Genomic DNA, 22,967 nt, shown 5'->3' with positions numbered 1-22,967 from the left:
ATTAGTCCTCCCCCAGGATCTGCGGCACCTTGAAACGCTGCTGCTCCTGGGCGGGAGCGCCGGAAAGCGCCTGCTCGGGGGTGAGCGAGGGACGGACCTCGTCCGCGCGCATGACGTTCGTCAGCGGGAGCGGGTGGGAGGTCGGCGGGACGTCTTGGTCGGCGACCTCGGAAACGCGGGCGACCGCGCCGATGATGTCGTCGAGCTGTCCGGCGAAGTGGTCGAGCTCTTCGCTCTTCAGCTCCAGACGCGCCAGCCGAGCGAGGTGGGCGACCTCCTCGCGCGTGATGCCAGGCATGCAGCGATCCTCTGGGGGTGGTGAGTGTGTAGTTTCGGGCCCAATCCTATGGGGCCCGCCCCTGGACCTGGTAAACGGTTTGCCGCCGGGCTGCGCCGCGGTGCGGGTACACCGCCGCGCGGAGCGCTCTCCCCGCCCCGCCCTCTCGCCGTTCCCCGGGGGCTCCGCCCCCGGACCCCCGCGCCTCAAAGGCCGGCGGGGCTGGAAATTCGCTGCGCGAATTCCAGCCCGCGCGGCGTTCGGGCGCAACGGGGTCCGGGGCTCGCCCCGCGCAGCGGCGACCCCGCCGGACCGGGCCCGCCTCCCCGCCCCGCAGGGACCCGCTACGGGGCCGGGGTGTCGGCCGTGGCGGCGAGTTCCGCCGTGATGTCCGCCGGGCGGCGCCAGCCGCGTTCGCCTCGGGCCAGGAGCCAGGCCGTGGCCTCCTGCGGGGGCATCGCGGCGGCGACGAGCCAGCCCTGGACGGCGTCGCAGCCCAGGTCCCTCAGGCGCTCCCACGTCTCGTCGTCCTCCACGCCCTCCGCGACGACCAGGAGGCCCAGGGAGTGGGCCAGGTCCACCGTGCAGCGGACGATCTCCGCGTCCTGGGCGTCGACCGCCAGGCGGGCGACGAAGGAGCGGTCGATCTTCAGTTCGCTGACCGGGAGGCGCCGCAGGTGGACCAGGGAGGAGTAGCCCGTGCCGAAGTCGTCCAGGGACATCTTCACGCCGTGGCCGGTCAGGCCGGCCATGGTGTCGGCGGCGCGCTGCGGGTCCTCCAGGAGGACGTGTTCCGTTATCTCCAGCTGGAGGCCGCTCGCGGGCACCCCGTGGCGGGCCAGGCGGGCGGCCACGGCGCCCGCGAAGCCGGGGGTGTGCACGTCGCGCGGGGAGACGTTGACCGCGACCGGGACCTTGAGGCCCTGGGCGCGCCAGCGGGCGACCTGGGCCAGGGCGGTCTCCAGGACGTACTCGGTCAGGTGCGGCATCAGCCCGGAGGTCTCGGCGATGGCGATGAACTCGTCGGGAGGGACGCGGCCGCGCTCCGGGTGGACCCAGCGGACCAGGGCCTCCAGGCCGGCGACCTGGCCGTCGAAGCGGACCTTGGGCTGGTAGTGGAGCTCCACCTCGCCGGCGTCCAGGGCGCGCCGGAGGTCGCCGAGGAGGCCGAGGCGGTCGGGGGTGTTGCTGTCGCGCTTGGACTCGTAGACCTCGACGCCCGTGCGGTCCCGCTTCGCCTGGTACATGGCGACGTCGGCCCGGCGCAGCAGGCCCTCCGCGTCCAAGGCGTGGTCCGGGAAGACGGCGAGGCCCGCGCTGGCCTCCAGGACGAGGGTCAGCCCGTCCAGGTCCAGCGGGGAGCTGAGCTCGGCGACGAGGTGGCGGGCGACCCGCTGGGCGCTGGTGGTGGAGTCGGTGGTGGGCAGCAGGACGGCGAACTCGTCGCCGCCCAGGCGGGCCGCCTCCGCCTCGGCGGGCAGGGCCTGGCGCAGGCGGGCGGCGATCTGGAGCAGCAGGCGGTCCCCGGCGAGGTGGCCGAGGGTGTCGTTGACGGCGCGGAAGCGGTCCAGGTCGATCAGGACGAGGGCGGAGCGGGTGCCCAAACGTTCAGCCTCGTCGAGCGCGGCCCAGGTCCGCTCCAGCAGCCACTGCCGGTTCGGCAGCCCGGTCAGCGGGTCGCGCAGCTGCTCCTCGGCGCGGGCGCGGGCGATCCACAGGGTGGAGTCGAGGGCGATGAGCGGTACGGCGAACAGCGGCAGGAGCACCGGCTGGGTGCTGGCGACCACGCAGATCAGGGGGGCGATGCCGAGCAGGGCCGCCGCCACCAGGGCCTGGCGCATGAGGGCCGTGCGGGCCACCGTGGGCAGGCCGCCGCCGGGCGGGGTGAGCGCGAACCACAGCAGGACGCGGGTGACGAGGAGGTAGGAGACGGCGACCAGGGCCACCTCGGGCGCGGCCGCCAGGTCCCAGGTGGTGGGCTGCCACGGCGACTCCACGGTCGGTGCGTCGCCGAAGCCGGCCAGGACGAGGGCGCCCGCGCCGATGCCGAGGATGTCGACGGAGCCGTGCAGCAGGCCCTGCCGCCACCGGTGCCGGCGTGCGGCCCCGACGAGGGTGACCACGGCCAGCGAGACCAGTCCGGCGGGGACCCAGCCGTAGAGGATGAGCACGCCGAGGGTGAGGGCGGCGCCCGAGCCCGTGCCGCCCCACCAGCGGTCGCGGCCGAGGGCGACGAGGTGGCCGACGATGATGCCGGTGAGCAGGGCCAGCGCCCATCCGACCGCGCCGCCCGGGAACAGCGACTGACGGGCGGTCAGGGCGGCGACGATCCCGCCCACGAGCAGCACGGCGGCGGAGCCCACGACGGCGGCGGGCAGCACGGTGCGCCGCCGGTCTCCCGCTCCGGTGTCCAGGGGGCGGGTCTGCGGTGTCCTGGCACGCAGGACACCGAGCCGGCCCGCCCGCAAGGACGGGGGGTCCCCGCCGAGTTCAGGTGACGGGTCGGCGCTTTCGGTGGGTTTCATGCCCGTCCCTCTCACAGCCGGCGATGCCGATGTCGCGCGATGGCCCCGATGTCATGCCATCACGGCTGGAAGGCACATCAGGCAGCCGCGCACGACAGGCGCACCCCACAACAGTAGGACGGGAGAGGCTCCCAGGGGCAGCAGTCGGCGGTGGTTGCCCGAATGCGACCCAGCCATCCTCATCAGTACGGTATCCGCCGAACGGGTGAGTTTGGACCAGGACCCCCCGTCACCCCACCGATGATCCGACAGCTCACGGGCCCTCGACCAGCCATGTACCGGCCGTTTACCACCGGGCGCCGCGCCGGGGCGTGCGCCCGCCCGTACGGCCGCACGCCGCGCATCCGTTCGCGGTACTACTGCCCTTCGCCGCCGCCGTCCAGCGGAAGGGCCGCCTCCAGGGCCGCTTCGGGCCCCTGTTCGAGCAGGACATCGAAGCCGGCGTCGTCGAGTACCGGGAGCTTCAACTGGACGGCCTTGTCGTACTTCGAGCCGGGGTTGTCGCCGACCACGACGAAGGAGGTCTTCTTCGACACCGAGCCGGTCACCTTGGCGCCCCGGCTCTGCAGGGCCTCCTTGGCGCCGTCGCGGGTGTGGCTCTGGAGGGTGCCGGTGACGACGACGGTCAGGCCCTCCAGGGGGCGCGGGCCCTCCTCCTCGCCGGACCCCTCCTCCTCCATGCGCACCCCGGCCGCCCGCCACTTGCGCAGGATCTCCTGGTGCCAGTCGACGGCGAACCACTCCTTGAGGGAGGCGGCGATGATCGCGCCGACGCCCTCGGTCGCGGTCAGCTCCTCCTCGGTGGCCTGTTCGATGCGGTCGATGGACCGGAACTCGCGGGCGAGCGCCTCCGCGGCGACCGGGCCGACGTGCCGGATGGACAGGCCGTTGATGATGCGGGCCAGCGGGCGCTCCTTGGCGGCCGCGATGTTCTCCAGCATCGCCAGGGCGTTCTTCTTCGGCTCGCCCTTCTGGTTGGCGAAGACCGTGACGATCTTCTCCTCGCCCGTCTTCGGGTCCCGCTTGGGCAGTCCGCTGTCGGGGTCGAGGACGTACGCCTTGATGGGCAGCAGCTGCTCGATGGTGAGGTCGAAGAGGTCGCCCTCGTCGAGCAGCGGCGGCCGCGCCGGCTCCAGCGGGCCGGTGAGGGCGGCGGCGGCCACCATGCCGAAGTTCTCGATGTCCAGGGACTGCCGGCCGGCCAGGTAGAAGAGGCGCTCGCGCAACTGGGCGGGGCAGGTCTGCCCGTTGGGGCAGCGGACGTCGATGTCCCCTTCCTTCATCGGGCGCAGGGCGGTCCCGCACTCGGGGCACTGCGTCGGCATCACGAACTCCCGCTCGCTGCCGTCGCGCAGGTCCACCACCGGCCCGAGGATCTCGGGGATGACGTCGCCCGCCTTGCGCAGGACGACGGTGTCCCCGATGAGGACGCCCTTGGCCTTGACGACCTCCTGGTTGTGCAGGGTCGCGAACTCGACCTCGGAGCCGGCCACGGTCACCGGCTCGACCTGGGCGTACGGGGTGACGCGCCCGGTGCGGCCGACGCCGACCTTGATGTCGACCAGCTTGGTGTTGACCTCTTCGGGGGCGTACTTCCAGGCGATCGCCCAGCGCGGGGCGCGGGCGGTGGAGCCGAGCCGGCCCTGGAGGGCGATCTCGTCGAGCTTGACGACGACGCCGTCGATCTCGTGCTCCACGGAGTGCCGGTTCTCCCCGAAGCGGGCGATGAACGCGCGCACCTCGGCGAGGGAGGACACCACCGCGTTGTGCCGGGCGGTGGGCAGGCCCCACTCGCGCAGCAGCTCGTAGGCCTGGGACTGGCGCTCGATCTCGAAGCCCTCGCGGGCGCCGATGCCGTGCACCACCATGTGCAGCGGGCGGGTGGCGGTGACCTTGGGGTCCTTCTGGCGCAGGGAGCCTGCCGCGGCGTTGCGCGGGTTGGCGAAGGGCTTGCCCTCGGCCTCCACCAGGCGGGCGTTGAGCTCCTCGAACTTCTCCATCGGGAAGTACACCTCGCCGCGGATCTCGACGAGGGCCGGGACCCGGTCCCCCTTGAGGCGGTCCGGGATCTCGGCGATGGTGCGGACGTTGGGCGTGATGTCCTCGCCGGTGCGGCCGTCGCCGCGGGTGGCGGCGCGGGTGAGGCGGCCGTGCTCGTAGGTGAGGTTGACGGCGAGGCCGTCCACCTTGAGCTCGCACAGGTAGTGGTAGTCCGGGGTGTTCACGTCCCGGGCCACCCGGTCGGCCCAGGCGGACAGTTCCTCGTCGTCGAAGGCGTTGTCGAGGGAGAGCATCCGCTCGCGGTGCTCGACGGAGGCGAAGTCCGTCTCGTACGCCCCGGCCACCTTCTGGGTGGGCGAGTCCGGGGTGCGCAGCTCGGGGTACTGCTCCTCCAGGGCCTCCAGCGAGCGCAGCAGCTGGTCGAACTCGGCGTCGCTGACGACCGGCTGGTCGTTCACGTAGTACCGGAAGCGGTGCTCCTCGACCTGCTCGGCGAGCAGCTGGTGCTGCTCGCGCGCCGCCGTCGGTACTGCCGTGTCCTGCTGTTCGGCTGCCATGCCGTGTCCTCCCGTGGCCCGTGCTCGACCGTCACTCAGGGTTGTCGGCGAGTGACCTCGCCGCCCTGACGCAGTGGGCCTGCACCGCGCGGGCGTAGGCGGGCGAGGCGCCCGCCAGACCGCACGAAGGGGTGACCACGACGGACTCGGCGAGAGTCCCCGGAGCCAGCCCCAGCCTGCGCCAAAGCTTCCTGACACCCATGACGCTACCGCCCGGGTCCGACAACGGGCCGTCGGTGCCCGGCACCACTCCGGCGAAGAGTTTCATGCCGCCTTCGACGGCTTCGCCGATGGCGTCGTCCTCGCGCTCGGTGAGCAGGGAGAAATCGAACGAGACGGCCGCGGCGCCGGCCCGGCGCAGCAGCGCGAAGGGGACGTCGGGCGCGCAGGAGTGGACGACGACCTCCCCGTCGTGGACGGAGAACAGGTCGCGCAGGGCGCTCTCGACGACCTGCCGGTCGACCGCCCGGTAGGTGCGGTAGCCGCTGGCGGAGCGCACCCGGCCGCGCAGGACGGCGGTGAGCGAGGGTTCGTCGTACTGGAGGACGATCTCGGCGCCCGGGACGCGCTTGCGGACGTCGGCGAGGTGGCCGCGCAGGCCCTCGGCGAGGGAGGCGGCGAGGTCGCGGCAGGCTCCGGCGTCCTGGAGGACGGCCTCGCCGCCGTGCAGTTCGAGGGCGGCGGCCAGCGTCCACGGCCCGACGGCCTGGACCTTCAGCCGGCCGGTGTACCCCTGGGTGAACTCCTCCAGCGCGTCGAGGTCCTCGCCGAGCCAGGAGCGGGCGCGCCGGGTGTCGCGGCCGGGGCGGTCGCTGATCCGCCAGCCGCTGGGCTCGACGTGGGCGTACAGGTCGACGAGCAGCCCGAGGGAGCGGCCGATCATGTCGGCTCCGGGTCCGCGGGCGGGCAGTTCGGGCAGGTACGGGAAGTCCTCGAAGGAGCCCGTGGCGGTCTTGGCGGCCTCGCGGGCGTCGCCGCCCGGCAGGGATCCGACGCCGGTGGCGCCCGCGGTCATCGGCCGGGCCTGACGCTCAGGTCGTTGACCTCGGCGTCGCGGGGCAGGTCGACGGCCATGACGATGGTGGTGGCCACGGACTCGGGGTCGATCCAGTCGGCGGGGTCGTACTCCTTGCCCTCCTGCGAGTGGACCTTGGCCTGCATGGGGCTGGCGGTGCGGCCGGGGTAGACCGAGGTGACGCGGATGCCGTTGGCCTTCTCCTCCCCGCGCAGGGAGTCGGCGAGGGCCTTGAGGCCGTGCTTGGAGGCGGCGTAGGCGCTCCACTCGGCGTGGGCGCTGAGGCCGGCGCCGGAGTTCACGAAGACGACGGTCGCCTTGGAGGCCCGCAGGGTGGGCAGCAGGAGGCGGGTGACCTCGGCGGGGGCGATCAGGTTGACGTTGAGCTGCTGGTGCCAGGTCTTGGGGCGCAGCTCGCCGACGGGGCCGAGGTCGACGATCCCGGCGATGTGCAGGAGGGAGTCGATCCGCTCGGGCATGGGCTGCTTGGAGAAGGCCCAGGAGAGCCGGTCGGGGTCCGCGAGGTCGCCGACGAGGGTCCGGGCTCCGGGGTAGCGCTCGACGAGCTGCCGGGCGCGGGCGGCGTCGCGGGCGAGCAGGACGAGGTCGTCGCCGCGGGCGTGCAGGCGGGCGGCGACCGCCGCGCCGATGCCGGAGCCGGCGCCGGTGATCAGGTGAGTAGGCATACGGCCATGCTCGCACCCCGCGCGCGCCACCGGCCCCGCCACCCGGGGCCGGCCGGCGCGCGAGGTGTCAGAGGCCGGCGGACTCGCGGATGGCCGCGGCGGTCTTCGTGGCGTCGTAGCCGGGCGGGACGCCGTCGACGAGGAGGATGTCGCCGGGGATGTGGCGGGTGCGCAGGGGCAGGATCTCCTGGTAGGCGGGGGAGGCGTACCAGGCGCGGGCGCGCTCGATGTCGGGGAAGGCGATGACCACGAGGTCGCCGGGGAAGGACCCCTCCAGGACCTCGACCGGGTTGCCGTGGACGAGGAAGCGGCCCTCGAAGGGGTCCATGGTCGACTGGATCTCCTCGATGTAGCGGAGGATGTCCTCGTTCATGGTCTCGGGACGTATGTGGCCGATGGCGTACGCGGTCATGTCTGGCTCCGATTCCCTGGTCCTGGCGGCTTGTTGATCTCATCCTGGCAGGGCGGGCGCGGCCGGTCGATTACCTCCGGGGTCATGTGTCACATGGGCTGGTGGGCCTCGGCGGGGGCGGGCCGGAAGGTGCGGCGGTAGGCGATCGGGGAGACGCCGAGGGACGCGCGCATGTGCTGGCGCAGGGAGTTGGCGGTGCCGAAGCCGGCGCGGTGGGCGACCAGGTCGACGGGCAGGTCGCTGGACTCCAGCAGGTCGCGGGCGACTTCGAGCCGCTGGGCGGTGAGCCACTGCACCGGGGTCATGCCGACCTCGTCGCGGAAGCGGCGGGTGAAGGTGCGCAGGCTCATCCGGGCGTGGGCGGCGAGCTCGGCGAGGCTGACCGGTTCGGCGAGGCGTTCCAGGGCCCAGGCGCGGGTGGCGGTGGTGGTGGCGACGGTGGGTTCGGGGACGGGGCGGTCGATGTACTGGGCCTGCCCGCCGTCGCGCCAGGGCGGTACGACGCACACGCGGGCGGCCCGGTTGGTGACGGCGGCGCCGTGGTCGCGGCGGATCAGGTGGAGGCACAGGTCGACGCCGGCGGCGACCCCGGCCGAGGTCAGGACGTCCCCGTCGTCGACGAAGAGCACGTCCTCGTCGACGCGGACCTGCGGGTAGGCCTCGCGGAACTCCCGGGCGAGGTTCCAGTGGGTGGTGGCGGGCCGGCCGTCGAGGAGCCCGGCGGCGGCGAGGACGTAGGAGCCGGTGCAGATGGACACCAGGCGGGTGCCGGGGCGGATGCCCGCGATGGCCGCGGCGACGGCGGGCGGCAGCGGACCGCCGAGGCCCAGCTCGGGCATGGCGTGGGTGGGCGGGACGATCACGGTGTCGGCGGCGGCGAGGGCTTCGGGCCCGGCGGCGGGCTGGAGGGTGAAGCCGGAGTCGCTGGGCACGGGAAGGCCGTCGGCGGTGCAGACGACGACCTCGTAGAGGGCTTCGCCGTCGTCGTCCACGGCGCTGCCGAAGACCCGGGAGGGGATGCCCAGCTCGAACGGGGGGAAACCCGGCAGGGCCAGCACCGCGACCAGGTGCCTGCCGCCGGCGCCGCTCCCGGTGCGGGGCGCGTCCTCGGTGCCGTCCCGTGTCTCGCTCATGGCCAGATCCTGTCACATAGTGGCCAAACGGCCAACACCACGAAGGCGTGCGGTGCCCCAGTCTGGGACGTGTCGCCGGGAAACGGCCCGGAATCAGACGCAAACGGATGGAATGAGGCAGGCGGACATGCGCGCGATCGTCGTGAACGAGTGGGGCGGCCCGGAGAACCTGGTCGAGCGGGAGATCGACCGGCCCGAGCCCGGTCTGGGCGAGGTCCTCGTCCGGGTCCACGCGGCCGGCGTGAACCCGGTCGACTGGAAGACCCGGGCCGGCGGGGGCCTGATCGCCTGGGGCGAGACCCCGGCCGTGGGCTGGGACGTGTCGGGCACCGTCGAGGCGGCGGGCCCCGGCGTCACCCTCTTCGCCCCCGGTGACGAGGTGTACGGGATGCCGCTCTTCCCGCGGCAGGCGGGCGGCTACGCCGAGTACGTCGTCGCCCCGGCCCGGCACCTGGCGGCGAAGCCCGCCTCACTGAGCCACGTCGAGGCGGCGGCCCTGCCCCTGGCCGCGCTGACCGCCTGGCAGGCACTGGTGGACACCGCGGACGTGCGTCCCGGAGAGCGGGTCCTGGTGCACGCGGCGGCCGGCGGCGTCGGGCACCTGGCGGTGCAGATCGCCAAGGCGCGCGGGGCGTACGTGATCGGCACGGCCAGCGCGGGCAAGCACGAGCTGCTGCGCTCGCTGGGCGCGGACGAGGTCGTGGACTACCGCGCGGTGGCCTTCGAGGACATCGTCTCGGACGTGGACGTGGTCCTGGACGGCCTCGGCGGCGAGATCGCCGAGCGCTCCCTGTCGGTGCTGCGCGAGGGCGGCCGGCTGGTCACCCTGCCCGGCCCGGACGACGTGCCGGCCGACACCCGCGGCTTCCGCGCCGACTGGGTGCTGGTCGAGCCGGACCGGCTGGGGCTGCGCGAGATCGCGGCACTGGCCGACGGCGGCGCGCTGAAGCCGCTGGTGGAGACCGTGCTGCCGCTCGCGGAGGCCGCGAAGGCCCACGAGATCGGCGAGCTCGGCCGGACCACCGGCAAGATCGTCCTGACGGTGGTCTGAGCCGGGGCGTCCTAGACGGCGGCGGTGGTGGCCCGGGTGGTGGCGGCGATGGTGGCGGAGCCGACCACGCGGGTGCCGTCGTAGAGCACGATCGCCTGGCCGGGGGCCACACCGCGGACCGGCTCGGCGAAGCGGACGCGCAGCTCGCCGTCCACGACCTCGGCGAAGACCTCGGTCTCGCCGCCGTGGGCGCGCAGCTGGGCGGTGTAGGTGCCCGCGGGGGCGGCCGTGGAGCCGCACCAGCGGGGGCGGATCGCGGTGAGGGCGGTGACGTCGAGGGCCTCGGCGGGGCCCACGGTGACGGTGTTGTCCACCGGGGAGATGTCGAGGACGTAGCGGGGCTTGCCGTCGGGGGCGGGGTGGCCGATGCGCAGGCCCTTGCGCTGGCCGATGGTGAAGCCGTACGCCCCGTCGTGGGTGCCGACCTTCTCGCCGGTCGCCTCGTCGACGATGTCGCCCTCGGCCTTGCCGAGGCGCTTGGCCAGGAAGCCCTGGGTGTCTCCGTCGGCGATGAAGCAGATGTCGTGGCTGTCGGGCTTCTTCGCCACGGCCAGGCCCCGGCGCTCGGCCTCGGCGCGGATCTCGTCCTTGGTGGTGACCGTGTCGCCCAGCGGGAAGAGGGCGTGGGCCAGCTGCTTCTCGTCCAGGACGCCGAGGACGTAGGACTGGTCCTTGGCCATGTCGGAGGCGCGGTGCATCTCGCGCGTGCCGTCCTCCTTCTCCACGATCGTCGCGTAGTGGCCCGTGCAGACGGCGTCGAAGCCGAGGGCGAGGGCCTTGTCGAGGAGCGCCGCGAACTTGATCTTCTCGTTGCAGCGCAGGCAGGGGTTCGGGGTGCGCCCGGCCTCGTACTCGGCGACGAAGTCCTCGACGACGTCCTCGCGGAAGCGCTCGGCGAGGTCCCAGCAGTAGAACGGGATGCCGATGACGTCGGCGGCGCGGCGGGCGTCGCGGGAGTCCTCGATGGTGCAGCAGCCGCGGGCGCCGGTCCGGAAGGACTGGGGGTTCGCGGAGAGCGCCAGGTGGACGCCCGTGACGTCGTGCCCGGCCTCGACGGCGCGCGCGGCGGCGACGGCGGAGTCCACGCCGCCGGACATGGCGGCGAGGACGCGGAGGGGGCGGGCGGTGCGCGGCAGGTTCTCAGTCATAGCGCCTTCCAGGGTACGGGGAACCGCGCGGGGTCACGGCGCGTTGTCGGCGGTGGGGGGTGGATCACATGGTCGAGAAGGGCGCGAAGGCGAAGGGCGGGGGCCGGACCCGGCGGGCGGTGCTGTTCGGCGGGCTCGGGGTGCTCGCGGTGGGGGCTCTGGCGGGGCAGCAGGAGCTCCGGCGGGCCTGGTGGCTGCTGCCGGGGGTGAGCAGGCCGCGCAAGGAGGGGGAGGTGGACTCCCCCGGGGTGGGCTGGACGCCGGCCTCGCCGGCGAACTGGCGGATGGCGGACCGGCCCGACGACTACCGGGTGGACCGGATCGTCGTGCATGTCACACAGGGGGACTTCGCCTCGTCGGTGGACGCGTTCAAGAACCCCTTCCACAAGGCGTCGGCGCACTACATAGTCCGCCAGGACGGGCACGTGGAGCAGATGGTGCGCGAGCTGGACGTCGCCTTCCACGCCGGGAACCGGTCCATGAACGAGCGCAGCGTCGGCATCGAGCACGAGGGCTTCGTCGACCGCCCGCAGGACTTCACGGACGCGATGTACGCGGCGTCGGCGCGGCTGGCGGCGGACGTCTGCCGGAGGTACGGCATACCGGTGGACCGCACGCACTTCCTGGGCCACTCGGAGGTCCCGGGCGCGGACCACACCGACCCGGGACCGCACTGGAACTGGGACCGCTACCTGCGGACGGTCCGGGAGGAGCTCGCCCGGACCGCTCCCGCGAAGGCCGGCTAGCTAGGGCCTGTGCGGCCCCGACCCGCCGGAAGGCCCTAGCTGAGGCCCGCCGTGCGGGCCCGGGCCACGGCCGGGCCGATGGCCGCCGCCACCGCCGCCACGTCCTCCTTGGTGGAGGTGTGCCCCAGGGAGAAGCGGAGGGTGCCGCGGGCCAGCTGCGGGTCGGTGCCGGTGGCGAGCAGGACGTGGCTGGGCTGGGCGACGCCCGCCGTGCAGGCGGAGCCGGTCGAGCACTCGATGCCCTGCGCGTCCAGGAGCAGCAGCAGGGAGTCGCCCTCGCAGCCGGGGAAGCTGAAGTGGGCGTTGGCCGGGAGCCGGTCCTCGGGGTCCCCGCCGAGGACGGCGTCGGGGACGGCTGCCAGGACGGCGCCGATCAGCTCGTCGCGCAGCGCGCCGACCTCGGCGGCGAACCGCTCGCGCCGCTCGGCGGCGAGGACGGCCGCCACCGCGAAGGCGGCGATGGCGGGCACGTCGAGGGTCCCGGAGCGGACGTGCCGCTCCTGGCCGCCGCCGTGCAGCACGGGGACGGGGGTCTGGTCGCGGCCGAGGAGCAGGGCGCCGATGCCGTAGGGGCCGCCGATCTTGTGGCCGCTGACGGTCATGGCGGCGAGTCCGCTGTCGCCGAAGCGGACGTCGAGCTGTCCGACGGCCTGGACGGCGTCGGAGTGCAGCGGGACGCCGTGCTCGCGGGCGACTGCGGCGAGTTCGCGGACCGGCATGACGGTGCCGATCTCGTTGTTGGCCCACATGACCGTGGCCAGGGCGATGTCGTCGGGGCCCCGCTCGACGGCCTCCCGGAAGGCCTCGGGGCGGACCCGGCCGTGGCGGTCCACGGGCAGGTACTCCACGTCGGCCCCTTCGTGCTCGGCGAGCCAGTGGACGGCGTCGAGGACGGCGTGGTGCTCGACGGGGCTGGCGAGGACGCGGGTGCGGGCCGGGTCGGCGTCGCGGCGGGCCCAGTAGAGGCCCTTGACGGCGAGGTTGTCGGCCTCGGTGCCCCCGGCGGTGAAGACCACCTCGCTGGGGCGGGCGCCCAGCGCTTCGGCGAGGGCCTCGCGGGCCTCCTCGACGGTGCGGCGGGCGCGGCGGCCCGCGGCGTGGAGGGAGGAGGCGTTACCGGTGGCGGCGAACTGCGCGGTCATCGCCGCGGCGGCTTCCGGGAGCATCGGCGTGGTCGCGGCGTGGTCGAGGTAGGCCATGATGGGGTGATTCTACGAGCCGCCCGCACCGGCGGGTCCCGTCCGGGTCGGGTCCCGGCCGGTTCTGCCGGACCACGGCAGGGCCACGGCCGGGCCGCGGGGTGCCGTACGGGCCCGCCGTCTCCCCCCGGGGACGGCGGACCCCGCCGGCTAGCGCGGGGCGCGCGCCAGCTGGCGGGACTGGGCGACCAGGCGGTCGGCGGAGTCCCAGACCTCCGCGTCCTCCTCCAGGAAGCCGCCCGCCAGGTTGCGGGTGACGATGCCGATGCGGAGGGGGCCCGGGGCCGGGCGGCGGCGGACGTGGGTGGTGAGTTCGACCGTCGGGGCCCACCCCAGGAGGCCGAGGTCGAAGGCGGTCGGGGGAAGGGCGTCCACCGCGAGCAGCAGCGACAGAGGGTCCGCGTCGCGGCCGTCCGCCAGCTCGAACCAGGCCCGCATCTCGCCCTTGCCCGACGGCGCGCCGACGGCCCAGCCCGCCGTCGCCGGGTCCAGCCGCAGCCGGAGCCGGTCCACGATGGCGCTGCTGCCGGGGATCGGGGCCGGGCCGGCCTCGGCGCCGAGGCAGTCCTCGTAGGGCGGGATGGCGGGGGGCAGCGCCACGGTGTGGACGCTGTCGGGGAGCGCGGAGAGGTCGCCGTAGGAGGCGAGGACGCGGATGCGCTCGACCTCCGCGCCGCTCTCGTCGTACTGGAAGAGCGAGGCCTGGCCGGTGGAGAGGGTGCGGCCGACCCTGACGACCTCGGTGCGGATCACGGCGGGGCCGGGCACGGAGGAGGTCAGGTAGTGGGCGGAGACGGTGAAGGGGTCCGGGTGCGGCAGGGCCGCGGACAGGGCCCGGCCGACCAGGGCCAGCAGATAACCGCCGTTGACCGCGGTGATGATCGTCCAGCCGGCGGAGAGCTCCGCGTCGTACACACCCGGCTCGCCCGCGCGGGGCGTGACGTTGGTGTCCCGGTCGAATTCGCTGTCGCCGATGGATGCCTGGGCCGCTGCGTATGACATGGCGACGACGGTACACGCGGAAGCTACTAAGCGGTAGCTTTTGTTTTGGGGGTGGAGGACCTAGGGTTCTTCGGCCACCGAGGAGCGGCGGTTCCAGGCCAGCGGGGCGCGCCAGTGGTACTGCATGGCGAGGATGCGCAGGACGAACGTGGTGACGATCGCGAGGGCGGTCGTCATGGCGTTCAGGACGTCGAAGCTGATGAAGAGGGCCACCATCGAGGCGCCGACGACGGCGGGGACGGCGTACATCTCGCGGTCGCGCAGCAGCGAGGGGACCTCGTTGGCGAGGACGTCGCGCAGGACGCCGCCGCCGACGGCGGTGGCCACGCCCAGGGCGGCGGAGGAGGTCAGACCGAGGCCGTACTCGTAGGCCTTCGTGGTGCCCGACACGCAGAACAGGCCGAGGCCGGCGGCGTCGCAGACGTTGATGGCCCGGTTGATGCGCTGCACCTCGGGGTGCAGGAAGAAGACGAGCGCGGCGGCGAGCAGGGGCGTGACGAAGAAGCTGAGCTCACCGAAGGCGGCGGGCGGGACGGCGCCGATGCAGAGGTCGCGGAAGAGGCCGCCGCCGAGGGCCGTGACGAGGGCGAGGACGGCGATGCCGAAGACGTCGAAGTTCTTGCGGACCGCGAGGAGGGCGCCGGCGAGGGCGAAGACGAAGATGCCGGCGAGGTCCAGGGCGTGCTGGACTCCGGGCGGGAAGAGATCGTGGAGCACGTCTCATTGTCACCTGGGGGGAGGAGGCCGCCGGCCAGGTGCACCGTCGGCGGGTGGGGCGGGGTCGGGGGCCGCTGCGCGGAGCAGTCCCCGACCCGCCCTTTCACCGTTTCTCCCCCGGCTACCGCCGGGAGGTGCCCCCAGGGGCTCCGCCCCGGCCCCCGCGCCTCAGGCGCCGGCGGGGCCGGATTCGCCGGCCGGGGCGGGCGCCTCCGCGTTCTCCGGGTGGTGGCAGGCCACCTCGTGGCCCGTCTTGAGGGGGACCAGCGGCGGGTCCTGGGTCTTGCAGACCTCCGTGGCCTTCCAGCACCGGGTGTGGAAGCGGCACCCGGCCGGCGGGGAGATCGGCGAGGGGACGTCGCCCTTGAGCAGGATGCGGCCGCTCTTGGCGCCGCGCCGCCGGGGGTCCGGGACCGGGACGGCGGAGAGCAGGGCGTTCGTGTACGGGTGCATGGGCGACTCGTACAGCGACTTGCGGTCGGCCAGCTCCACGATCTTGCCGAGGTACATCACCGCGATGCGGTCCGAGACGTGCCGGATGACCGACAGGTCGTGCGCGATGATCACGTAGGTCAGGCCGAGCTCCTGCTGGAGGTCGTCCAGCAGGTTGACCACCTGGGCCTGGATCGACACGTCCAGCGCCGAGACCGGCTCGTCCGCGACGACCAGCTTCGGCTTGAGGGCCAGGGCGCGGGCGATACCGATGCGCTGGCGCTGGCCGCCCGAGAACTCGTGCGGGTAGCGGTTGTAGTGCTCCGGGTTCAGGCCGACCAGGGAGAGCAGGCGCTGGACCTCCGCCTTGACCCCGCCCTCCGGGGTGACCCCCTGGAGGTGGAAGGGGGCCGAGACGATCGCGCCGACGGTGTGGCGCGGGTTGAGGGAGCCGTACGGGTCCTGGAAGATCATCTGCACGTCGCGGCGCAGCGGGCGCATCTGGGAGACGCCCAGGTGGGTGATGTCCCGGCCCTCGAACTCGATGCGGCCGCCCGTCGGCTCCAGCAGCCGGGTGATCAGCCGGCCCATCGTCGACTTGCCGCAGCCGGACTCGCCGACGACGCCGAGCGTCTCGCCGCGCCGGACCTCGAAGTCGATCCCGTCGACGGCCTTGACCGCTCCGGTCTGGCGGCGCAGCAGCCCCTTGTTGATGGGGAAGTGCTTGACCAGTCCGGAGACCTTCAGCAGGGTCTCCGGCTCGGAGGGCTGCGCGGGGGCGGGGGCGGAGGCGGGGGCGGTGCCCTTCTTCATGTCGGTCACAGCTTCGGCGCAATCTCTTCGGTCCAGATCCGGGTCCGCTCCTCCTGCGACATGTGGCAGGCGGACCAGTGCCGGCTGCCGTCCTCGGTGAGTTCGGGGCGCTGGGTGCGGGTGATGCCGCCCTTGGGCACGTCGGCGTAGGGGCACCGGGGGTTGAAGGCGCAGCCGCTCGGGATGTTGATCAGGCTGGGCGGCGAGCCCTTGACCGGGATCAGCCGGTCGGTCTGGTCGCGGTCGATGCGCGGCATGGAGCCGAGCAGGCCCCAGGTGTAGGGGTGCCGGGGCTCGTAGAAGACCTTCTCCGCGGAGCCCCGCTCGACGCAGCGGCCGCCGTACATCACGAGGAGGTCGTCGGCCATCTCGGCGACCACGCCGAGGTCGTGCGTGATCATGATGACCGCGGAGCCGAACTCCTTCTGGAGGTCGCGGATCAGGTCGAGGATCTGCGCCTGGACGGTGACGTCGAGGGCGGTGGTCGGCTCGTCCGCGATGAGCAGCTCGGGGTTGTTGACCAGCGCCATCGCGATCATCGCGCGCTGGCGCATACCGCCGGAGAACTCGTGCGGGTAGGCGTCCACGCGCCGGTGGGGCTCGGGGATGCCGACGCGGTCGAGCATCTCCACAGCCCGGGTGCGGGCCGTCTTCTTGTCGACGTCGTGATGGGTCCGGTACGCCTCGACGATCTGCTTGCCGACCGAGTAGTACGGGTGCATCGCGGAGAGCGGGTCCTGGAAGACCATGGCCATCTTGCGGCCGCGCAGCCGGCGCACGTGGTCGGCGGAGGCGCCCACGAGCTCCTCGCCGTCGAGGACGACCTCGCCCGAGATGTGCGGGCGGCTGCGGGCGTTGCCGGTGCGGTGCAGGCCCATGATGGCCAGCGAGGTGACGGACTTGCCGGAGCCGGACTCGCCCACGATGCCGAGGGTCTTGCCGCGTTCGAGGTCGAAGGAGAGGCCGTCGACGGACTTCACGAGGCCGTCGTCGGTCGGGAAGTGCACCTTCAGGTCGCGCACGGAGAGGAAGGGGGCCCCGTCGCGCGGGCCTCCCTGCTCGGGCACGAAGGCGGGCGCGCCGTTGTTCTGGTTCTCGGTCACGTCAGCCTCACGCGCGGGTCGATGACGGCGTACAGCAGGTCCACGATCAGGTTGGCCAGCACCACGAACAGCGCGGCGAGCAGGGTGACGCCCATGATCACGGGGAGGTCGCCCTGGCTGATGGCGGCGACGGCCGCCGTGCCGAGGCCCTGGAAGTTGAAGGTGGTCTCGGTCAGCACCGCGCCGCCGAGGAGGCCGCCGAGGTCCAGGCCGAACATGGTGACGATCGGCGTGAGGGTGGAGCGCAGGGCGTGCTTGCGGATGACCACGCCCTCCTTGAGCCCCTTGGCGCGGGCCGTGCGGATGTAGTCCTCGCCGAGGACCTCCAGCATGGTCGCCCGGGTGATGCGGGCGTAGGTCGCGGCGAAGAGGAAGGCGAGGGTGACCCAGGGCAGGATCAGGCTGTTGAGCCAGGCCAGCGGATCCTCGGTCAGGGGTTTGTAGTTGGAGACGTCCAGCCAGCCGAGGCTGTAGACGAAGATCGCGGGGGCCACCATGCCGGTGAAGAAGATCGGCAGGGAGACGCCGGCGAGCGCGCCGACCATCACGGTGCGGTCGATGGCGGTCCTGCGTTTGAGTGCCGAGACGACGCCGGTGGCCACTCCCGCGAGCACCCAGATGACCGCCGCGCCGAGGGCGAGCGAGAGGGTGACGGGGATGCGGTCCATCATGGTCTGCCAGACGGGCGCCTCGGTCTTGAAGGAGTAGCCGAAGCACGGGGCCGCACAGTGGGTGACGCCCGTGCCGCCGTCGTAGTCGCGGCCGGCGAAGATGCCCTTGACGAAGAGCAGGTACTGCTCGGAGATCGGCTTGTCGAAGCCCATCTTCACGCGGATGCCCGCCAGGGCGGTCTCGTTGGTCTCGCGTCCGGCGTACATGAGCGCGGGATCGCTGCCGGTCAGCTTCGGGACCGCGAAGAAGATGCCGAAGGTGACCACGGAGACCACCAGCAGCGTGGCGGCGACGTTGAACAGCCGCCGTATGAGGTAGACGAGCACTGCAGTCGGCCGCCCGGCGCGGGTGGCCGCCACCCCTCGTGGGGACGGCGGCCACCGCCTGCGGCCTTCACCTGCCCTTCGGACTAGCGCATGTGCGGTGAAGGCACTTGCCTGTGGTGTTACGTGGTACGTGACGACTCGGGCCGGGGGCCGGCCGGTGTTACTGCTTGATGCCCACGGTGGCGAGGTCGATCTTGCCGAAGGACTCGTTGAAGTAGACGTTCGTCAGGCGCGGGTTGTGGTAGACGAGCGCCTTGTCGAAGTTGATCGGGAGGTAGAGCGCCTTCTCCATGACCTTCTTGTTGATGTCCGTGTAGAAGGGCGCGGCCTCTTCCGGAGTCTTGGTGGCGGCCGTCTTGAACAGGCCGTTGATCTCCGGGTCGTTGATCATCGTGTAGTTGTTGTTGCCGTTGGGCAGGATGAACGATCCGTCGACCAGGGGCTGGAGGAAGCCCGAGCCGGAGTTGTAGTCGGCGCCCCAGCCCATGACGATGATGCCGTAGCCCTTCTTCTTCACGTTCTCGGGCGAACCGATCACGGAGGAGTTGAGCTTGCCGTCGTACTGGTCGATCGTCGCCTTGATGCCGACCTTGGCGAGCGAGGCCTGGAGGGACTCGGCCGTCTTCACCTCGGGCGCCTTGTTGTTGCGCACGGCGATGGTGGTCTCGAAGCCGTCCGGCTTGCCACAGGCCTTGAGGGCCTCCTTGGCCTTGGCCTCCTGCGGCTTGCCCTTCGTCAGACCGAACGGGTCGTAGGCCTTGTCCGAGCCGGGGACGCCGGGCGGCAGCATGTTCGCGCCGAGGTCACCGCTGGTCGGGCCGCCGCGGGCGGTCTGCAGGGACTTCGGGTCGGCCGCGTAGATGACGGCCTTGCGGCACTCGATGTTGTCGAACGGCGCGACCGTGGTCGGGAAGGCGAAGTAGCGGATGTAGCCCGTGAACGGGTTGTCCGCGTTCTTCTTGAGGTTCGCGTCCTTGAGGATCTTGTTCTTGGCGGCCTGCTGCACACCGGTGCCGTCGATGGCGAGGTCGATGTCGCCGGAGAGCAGGCGCTGGTCCATGTCGTCCGGGTTGGTGGTCACCGTGAAGGAGACCTTGTCCGGCAGGCCCTTGCGGATCGGGTCCGTCTTCGGGTCCCAGTTCTCGTTGCGGACGAAGGTCGCGCCCTTGCCGGCGGTGAAGCTCTCCACCTTGTAAGGACCGGTGGAGACCGGCTTGTTGGTGTAGGTGGCGCCCGTGTCCTTGCCCACCGGGACCGGCGAGGAGGTCGGCATGGCCAGCAGGTAGCTGAAGTCGGCGTTGGCGCTCGCCAGGTTGAAGACGATCGTCTTGTCGTCCGGCGTCTGGACGGACTTCAGACCCATCTTGTCCGGGTCGGTGTCCTTGTACGGGCCGGGGTACTTCTGGCCCTGGTCGAGGACGTCGATCAGGTAGGTCGGGCCGCCGGACAGCACGTCCTGCGCGAAGACGCGCTCGATGCCGTACTTGACGTCCTTCGAGGTGATCGGCGTGCCGTCCTCGAACTTCACCCCGTCCTTGAGCTTCAGGGTGTAGGTCTTGCCGTCGTTGCTCACGACCGGCAGGGCCTCGGCGAGGTCCGGAACGGCCTTCGTGCCGTCCTTGCCGGGCTTCGCGTCGTAGGCGAGGAGGCTGCGGACGTACAGGCGCTGCATGTCCCAGACGAAGCCGTAGTAGGCGCGGGCCGGGTCGAGGTAGTCCACGTCCTGCGGGGACCAGAGCTTGAGCTCGCCGCCCTTGGTGTCGGAGGCGTTGATCACGCCGTCCGCGGCACCGCTGTAGCCCTTGCCGCTGTCGGCGTCGGCCTTGGTGTCGTCCTTCTTGTCCCCGCCGCCACCGCACGCGGCGGTCATCGACAGGGCGGCGATCACGGCGGCGATCGCGAGGGCCTGCTTTCTGCGGATCACGGTGGTCCAACCTCCATAGGTGGTGAATCGAAGAAGCGGTTCAGCTGCCCTTGGGGTCGAGCGCGTCGCGCAGCCCGTCCCCGAAGAGGTTGAACGCCAGGACGGTGATGAAGATCGTCATACCGGGGACCACCATGTACATGGGGTCGTCCTGGTAGATGGGGACGGCGTCGGAGAGCATCTTTCCCCAGGAGGAGGTGGGCGGCTTGACGCCGGCACCCAGGAAGCTGAGGGCCGCCTCCGTCAGGATGTTGGTCGGGATGATCAGCGTGGTGTAGACGAGGATCGGCGCGACCAGGTTCGGCATCAGCTCCTTGACGAGGATGTATCCGCGGCCCGCCCCGAGGCTGCGCGCCGCCTCGACGTACTCGCGCTCCCGCAGGGAGATCGTCTGGCCGCGGACGATGCGTCCGATGTACGGCCATCCGAAGAACCCGATGACGAGGATGAGCACGCCCATCCGGACGCCCGAACCCTCGAAGCCCCAGACGGAGTTGGGGACGACGGAGACCAGGGCGATGGTGAACAGCAGCTGCGGGAAGGCCAGCAGCAGGTCCATCAGGCGGCTGATGACGCCGTCGACCCAGCCGCCGATGAAGCCGGCGAGGGCGCCCAGGAAGCTGCCGAGGACGACCGAGACGAAGGCGGCCAGGAAGGCGACGATCAGGGAGATGCGCGCGCCGTAGACGATCCGGCTGAAGACGTCGCGGCCGTTGGTCGGCTCGACGCCCAGCAGGTAGTCGGAGCTGATGCCGCCGAAGGAGCCGAGCGGCGTGCCCAGGTCCGGGTCGATCAGGTCCTCGTGGAACTCGTTGGGGTCGTGGCCCAGCAGGTTCACGATCAGCGGCGCGAAGATCGCCACCAGGATCAGCAGGATCACGACCACACCGCCGGTCAGCGCGACCTTGTCGCGCTTGAGCCGCATCCAGGCGATGCGGCCGGGCGAGCGGCCTTCGATGGCCTTGGCAGGGACGTCGGCTACGGACACGGGTGCGGGCGTTTCCGCGCTCGTGTCGTGCAGTGGTGCCGTCATCGTGGTGGGGACCCCTCTCGGCCGACGGGTGGTCGGCCCATGCCCGCCGCTGTGGCGGCGTTGGTGCGGAGTGGCGCTCGGAGTGCTCGGGACACGGTGGAACGCGGGTGAGGTGCGTCGGGAGGTGCGTGAGTACTGCGAGAACTGCGGGAGGTGCAGGAAGTGCAGGAGATGCGGGAAGTGCAGGTGTGACGCGTGGAATGCGAAGACTGCGGACGTGCGGAAGTGCGGGAAGTGCTGTGCGGAACGACAAGCGGAGTGCACGTGCCGAGCCGGGTCCTGGAGGACTGACCGGCTCTTGGGTGGGGAGTCTTCATCGGGCGCTCGACCAGCCGCCAGACCCGCAGATGAAAGGATGCGCAACCGTGATCTGAGGCTTGAGTTCCCGTTATCCGGACTCCGGTGGCGGCTCAGCGGAGCAACACCGTCCGTTCGGTAGCCAAACGGACATGGCGCCCAACTCTACGGAGGAGCATGCCAATTGGGCGCCCAATGGGGGCGAAATCCGGACAAGGCAAAGGCCGCCGGGAACGGTGGTTCCCGACGGCCGGACGTCGCGTCGGACGGCCCGTCTCATGGTGCGGGCATACCCGGAAATGTCCCTGTAACGGGCTCGGTGTTCGGCCCGCGGCGGCTCAGTACGCGGCCGCCTGCCCCTCGCGGTCGTAGAAGGGACGCGTCTGGGAGCGCAGCCACATGGCCACCGGATCGTGCTCGTCCGCCAGCGCGACCGTGCACACCGGCACGCCCTCGGGCACGACGCCGACCGACTGGCGCATCATCTCCCGGACGGACTCCAGCGCGGGCGCGGAGGCGTCGTAGAGGTCGAGGCCGACCGCGAGGTACGCCGACCCGAGCGCGGGCTGCACCCAGGCGCGGCGCAGCGAGCGGACGGCGGGCGTGCGGTGGGCGTGCTGGGTCAGCAGGCCGTAGAACTGCGGGAGCTCCAGGGCGGGCTCGGACAGCCGCAGCGGGCCGGCCGGCATCCGGTCCAGGCCGGTCGCGATCCGGCGGAGGTCCGCCCAGGGGATGCCGAGGCCGCCGCCCTGGGCGTGCGGGTTGACCCACAGCCCCCAGCGGTCGGGGTAGAGGGCACGGGCGATGTCCCGGCCGGTGACCACCTCGTAGCCCCGGTTCCAGCCGCTGGCGGCCAGCTCCTGCGGGGAGGTCACGCAGGGCGCGTAGCCGAGCCCCTCGACCTCCATCCCGCCGTACTGGGCGTCCGGTGAGCCCGGCTGCCCCTGCCAGAGCAGCATCCACAGCCGGCCCTCGGCGAGGGCGTGCAGGAATGACTCGTAGCTCTCATAGCGCCCGGGAGTCACCTGGCGCAGCATGTGCTCGACCTGCCCGGCCGCGGCCGTGCCTGACGCACTCACCCGGTACCCCTCTTCGTCTTCGTCCGCCCGTCGTCTCCACGTCCCGAACAGCTTAAGCGGCGCTACGGGAGGTAGAAGGGGCGCACGCGCTCACGAATCCAGTCCGTGACCGGGTCCTCGGCGGCCTCCAGCAGGATCAACTGCACCGGCCAGGGCGCCGGCACGCGGGCGAGCGCCCGGCCGAGCGCCTCCAGCGGGGCGGTCCGGGATCCGGCGTCCCATCCCACCAGCTGGACGCCGATGTAGAGCTCGGGGTCCTTGCCCTCGACGCTGGCCAGGCAGCGGTGCGCGGCGGAGACGACGCCGGTGGCGCGGAACTCCTCGGCGGCGGCGGTGAGGAAGTCGACGGGGTCGTCCTGCCAGTCGGGCTCGAAGAGCCGGACGCGGGCGCCGCTGGCGGGGCCGTCGAGCTCGGTCCGGCCGGTGCGGCAGAGCTGCGCGACGGCGGCGGGCGGCAGGGGGACGCCGACGGCGCCCTCGGGGTTGACGGCGATGCCGAGCTGCGGGGGCAGGCCGCGGGCGAACTCCACGGCGGGGGCGACGGCGAAGTCCATGGCGGGGCCGGCGGCGGAGCGGAACTGGGCCTCGGAGCTGTAGACCGGGACGTAGGCCTCGCCGGCGATCAGCATGGTGGGGAGGTCGAGGGAGGTGCTGTCGGGGCCGCCGCCCTGCGGGAGCGGCACCCAGACACGGGCGCGGCCCAGGGCCTCCAGGATGCGGGGGCCGGCGTCCGGCTGCCCGAGGGCCGTTCCGAGCACCTGTTCCAACTCGTTCGCCGGCCAGCCGTTGCCCTGCATGTGCCCCTGCCTTTGTGGTGCG

Annotated in this window: 20 protein-coding genes; 2 read left to right on the top strand and 18 right to left on the bottom strand. The window is 72.4% G+C overall.

Annotated features, from left to right (window positions below):
- Position 1 precedes the first annotated feature (1 nt).
- From gatC to ACIRBY_RS27340, 7 genes are all read right to left on the bottom strand, one after another.
- Positions 2 to 298, bottom strand: coding sequence for an Asp-tRNA(Asn)/Glu-tRNA(Gln) amidotransferase subunit GatC (gatC, locus tag ACIRBY_RS27370; protein ID WP_007266718.1), 297 nt, complete (start codon positions 296 to 298; stop codon positions 2 to 4).
- Positions 299 to 621: 323 nt separating this feature from the next.
- Positions 622 to 2,802: a putative bifunctional diguanylate cyclase/phosphodiesterase gene (locus ACIRBY_RS27365; RefSeq protein ID WP_403905176.1), complete on the bottom strand. Its 2,181-nt coding sequence runs from the start codon at positions 2,800 to 2,802 to the stop codon at positions 622 to 624.
- A gap of 356 nt (positions 2,803 to 3,158) precedes the next feature.
- Positions 3,159 to 5,360, bottom strand: a complete 2,202-nt coding sequence (gene ligA, locus ACIRBY_RS27360; RefSeq protein ID WP_403905173.1) for an NAD-dependent DNA ligase LigA — start codon at positions 5,358 to 5,360, stop codon at positions 3,159 to 3,161.
- A 31-nt stretch (positions 5,361 to 5,391) separates the two neighbouring features.
- A complete protein-coding gene (locus tag ACIRBY_RS27355) occupies positions 5,392 to 6,375 on the bottom strand; it encodes a methionine synthase (RefSeq protein WP_403905170.1) in 984 nt (327 codons plus the stop codon).
- Positions 6,372 to 7,061 carry an SDR family oxidoreductase gene (locus ACIRBY_RS27350; RefSeq protein ID WP_403905168.1) on the bottom strand — a complete coding sequence of 230 codons (690 nt, stop codon included), beginning with the start codon at positions 7,059 to 7,061 and terminating at the stop codon, positions 6,372 to 6,374. The genes ACIRBY_RS27355 and ACIRBY_RS27350 overlap by 4 nt, the downstream gene beginning before the upstream one ends.
- Before the next feature lie 67 nt (positions 7,062 to 7,128).
- Positions 7,129 to 7,473, bottom strand: a complete 345-nt coding sequence (locus tag ACIRBY_RS27345) for a DUF1330 domain-containing protein (RefSeq protein ID WP_403905166.1) — start codon at positions 7,471 to 7,473, stop codon at positions 7,129 to 7,131.
- 89 nt (positions 7,474 to 7,562) lie between these two features.
- On the bottom strand, positions 7,563 to 8,606 hold the full coding sequence (locus ACIRBY_RS27340; RefSeq protein WP_403905163.1) for a GlxA family transcriptional regulator: 1,044 nt from the start codon (positions 8,604 to 8,606) through the stop codon (positions 7,563 to 7,565).
- Positions 8,607 to 8,733: 127 nt separating this feature from the next.
- Here ACIRBY_RS27340 and ACIRBY_RS27335 point away from each other — a divergent pair, with 127 nt between their 5' ends.
- Entirely contained in the window at positions 8,734 to 9,657 is a 924-nt protein-coding gene (locus ACIRBY_RS27335) for an NADP-dependent oxidoreductase (protein WP_403905160.1), read from the top strand.
- Between the two features lie 11 nt (positions 9,658 to 9,668).
- Here the strand turns inward: ACIRBY_RS27335 and mnmA are convergent, their stop codons facing one another.
- The gene (gene mnmA, locus ACIRBY_RS27330) at positions 9,669 to 10,805 is read right to left on the bottom strand and encodes a tRNA 2-thiouridine(34) synthase MnmA (protein ID WP_403905157.1); all 1,137 of its coding nucleotides are present in this window, start codon (positions 10,803 to 10,805) and stop codon (positions 9,669 to 9,671) included.
- A 68-nt stretch (positions 10,806 to 10,873) separates the two neighbouring features.
- Between mnmA and ACIRBY_RS27325 the strand changes: the two genes are divergently transcribed.
- A complete protein-coding gene (locus ACIRBY_RS27325; RefSeq protein WP_403905154.1) occupies positions 10,874 to 11,551 on the top strand; it encodes an N-acetylmuramoyl-L-alanine amidase in 678 nt (225 codons plus the stop codon).
- A gap of 35 nt (positions 11,552 to 11,586) precedes the next feature.
- Here ACIRBY_RS27325 and ACIRBY_RS27320 read toward each other — a convergent pair whose 3' ends face one another.
- The 10 genes from ACIRBY_RS27320 to ACIRBY_RS27275 all read right to left on the bottom strand — a co-directional run bounded on the left by ACIRBY_RS27320 (position 11,587) and on the right by ACIRBY_RS27275 (position 22,945).
- Positions 11,587 to 12,750: a cysteine desulfurase family protein gene (locus ACIRBY_RS27320; protein WP_403905151.1), complete on the bottom strand. Its 1,164-nt coding sequence runs from the start codon at positions 12,748 to 12,750 to the stop codon at positions 11,587 to 11,589.
- 150 nt (positions 12,751 to 12,900) lie between these two features.
- A complete protein-coding gene (locus ACIRBY_RS27315) occupies positions 12,901 to 13,752 on the bottom strand; it encodes a thioesterase family protein (RefSeq protein WP_403905148.1) in 852 nt (283 codons plus the stop codon).
- Positions 13,753 to 13,812: 60 nt separating this feature from the next.
- Complete coding sequence (locus ACIRBY_RS27310; RefSeq protein ID WP_366451960.1) at positions 13,813 to 14,469, bottom strand: trimeric intracellular cation channel family protein; 657 nt, start codon at positions 14,467 to 14,469, stop codon at positions 13,813 to 13,815.
- Positions 14,470 to 14,637: 168 nt separating this feature from the next.
- On the bottom strand, positions 14,638 to 15,714 hold the full coding sequence (locus ACIRBY_RS27305; RefSeq protein ID WP_403905242.1) for an ABC transporter ATP-binding protein: 1,077 nt from the start codon (positions 15,712 to 15,714) through the stop codon (positions 14,638 to 14,640).
- 5 nt (positions 15,715 to 15,719) lie between these two features.
- On the bottom strand, positions 15,720 to 16,781 hold the full coding sequence (locus ACIRBY_RS27300) for an ABC transporter ATP-binding protein (protein WP_403905239.1): 1,062 nt from the start codon (positions 16,779 to 16,781) through the stop codon (positions 15,720 to 15,722).
- A 32-nt stretch (positions 16,782 to 16,813) separates the two neighbouring features.
- Positions 16,814 to 17,815 (bottom strand): ABC transporter permease, encoded by a 1,002-nt coding sequence (locus ACIRBY_RS27295; protein ID WP_045949763.1) that lies wholly within the window; start codon positions 17,813 to 17,815, stop codon positions 16,814 to 16,816.
- A gap of 160 nt (positions 17,816 to 17,975) precedes the next feature.
- Positions 17,976 to 19,685, bottom strand: coding sequence for an ABC transporter substrate-binding protein (locus ACIRBY_RS27290; protein WP_403905236.1), 1,710 nt, complete (start codon positions 19,683 to 19,685; stop codon positions 17,976 to 17,978).
- Between the two features lie 94 nt (positions 19,686 to 19,779).
- Positions 19,780 to 20,772, bottom strand: coding sequence for an ABC transporter permease (locus ACIRBY_RS27285; RefSeq protein ID WP_358892284.1), 993 nt, complete (start codon positions 20,770 to 20,772; stop codon positions 19,780 to 19,782).
- A gap of 635 nt (positions 20,773 to 21,407) precedes the next feature.
- Positions 21,408 to 22,148 (bottom strand): enhanced serine sensitivity protein SseB C-terminal domain-containing protein, encoded by a 741-nt coding sequence (locus tag ACIRBY_RS27280; protein ID WP_403905145.1) that lies wholly within the window; start codon positions 22,146 to 22,148, stop codon positions 21,408 to 21,410.
- A gap of 62 nt (positions 22,149 to 22,210) precedes the next feature.
- Positions 22,211 to 22,945 carry an enhanced serine sensitivity protein SseB gene (locus tag ACIRBY_RS27275; RefSeq protein ID WP_403905142.1) on the bottom strand — a complete coding sequence of 245 codons (735 nt, stop codon included), beginning with the start codon at positions 22,943 to 22,945 and terminating at the stop codon, positions 22,211 to 22,213.
- Between the last annotated feature and the right edge of the window lie 22 nt (positions 22,946 to 22,967).

The organism is Streptomyces sp. NPDC096136, assembly GCF_044763325.1.
GTDB lineage: Bacteria > Actinomycetota > Actinomycetes > Streptomycetales > Streptomycetaceae > Streptomyces.
Note: the sequence above shows the minus strand (reverse complement) of the source record. Positions and strands in the feature narration are given on the sequence as shown.

Bases quoted from the DNA above. Each gene is read 5' to 3' on its own strand.
- gatC (WP_007266718.1), bottom strand. From the start codon at position 298: ATGCCTGGCATCACGCGCGAGGAGGTCGCCCACCTCGCTCGGCTGGCG.
- ACIRBY_RS27365 (WP_403905176.1), bottom strand. From the start codon at position 2,802: ATGAAACCCACCGAAAGCGCCGACCCGTCACCTGAACTCGGCGGGGAC.
- ligA (WP_403905173.1), bottom strand. From the start codon at position 5,360: ATGGCAGCCGAACAGCAGGACACGGCAGTACCGACGGCGGCGCGCGAG.
- ACIRBY_RS27355 (WP_403905170.1), bottom strand. From the start codon at position 6,375: ATGACCGCGGGCGCCACCGGCGTCGGATCCCTGCCGGGCGGCGACGCC.
- ACIRBY_RS27350 (WP_403905168.1), bottom strand. From the start codon at position 7,061: ATGCCTACTCACCTGATCACCGGCGCCGGCTCCGGCATCGGCGCGGCG.
- ACIRBY_RS27345 (WP_403905166.1), bottom strand. From the start codon at position 7,473: ATGACCGCGTACGCCATCGGCCACATACGTCCCGAGACCATGAACGAG.
- ACIRBY_RS27340 (WP_403905163.1), bottom strand. From the start codon at position 8,606: ATGAGCGAGACACGGGACGGCACCGAGGACGCGCCCCGCACCGGGAGC.
- ACIRBY_RS27335 (WP_403905160.1), top strand. From the start codon at position 8,734: ATGCGCGCGATCGTCGTGAACGAGTGGGGCGGCCCGGAGAACCTGGTC.
- mnmA (WP_403905157.1), bottom strand. From the start codon at position 10,805: ATGACTGAGAACCTGCCGCGCACCGCCCGCCCCCTCCGCGTCCTCGCC.
- ACIRBY_RS27325 (WP_403905154.1), top strand. From the start codon at position 10,874: ATGGTCGAGAAGGGCGCGAAGGCGAAGGGCGGGGGCCGGACCCGGCGG.
- ACIRBY_RS27320 (WP_403905151.1), bottom strand. From the start codon at position 12,750: ATGGCCTACCTCGACCACGCCGCGACCACGCCGATGCTCCCGGAAGCC.
- ACIRBY_RS27315 (WP_403905148.1), bottom strand. From the start codon at position 13,752: ATGTCATACGCAGCGGCCCAGGCATCCATCGGCGACAGCGAATTCGAC.
- ACIRBY_RS27305 (WP_403905242.1), bottom strand. From the start codon at position 15,714: ATGAAGAAGGGCACCGCCCCCGCCTCCGCCCCCGCCCCCGCGCAGCCC.
- ACIRBY_RS27290 (WP_403905236.1), bottom strand. From the start codon at position 19,685: ATGACCGCCGCGTGCGGTGGCGGCGGGGACAAGAAGGACGACACCAAG.
- ACIRBY_RS27285 (WP_358892284.1), bottom strand. From the start codon at position 20,772: ATGACGGCACCACTGCACGACACGAGCGCGGAAACGCCCGCACCCGTG.
- ACIRBY_RS27275 (WP_403905142.1), bottom strand. From the start codon at position 22,945: ATGCAGGGCAACGGCTGGCCGGCGAACGAGTTGGAACAGGTGCTCGGA.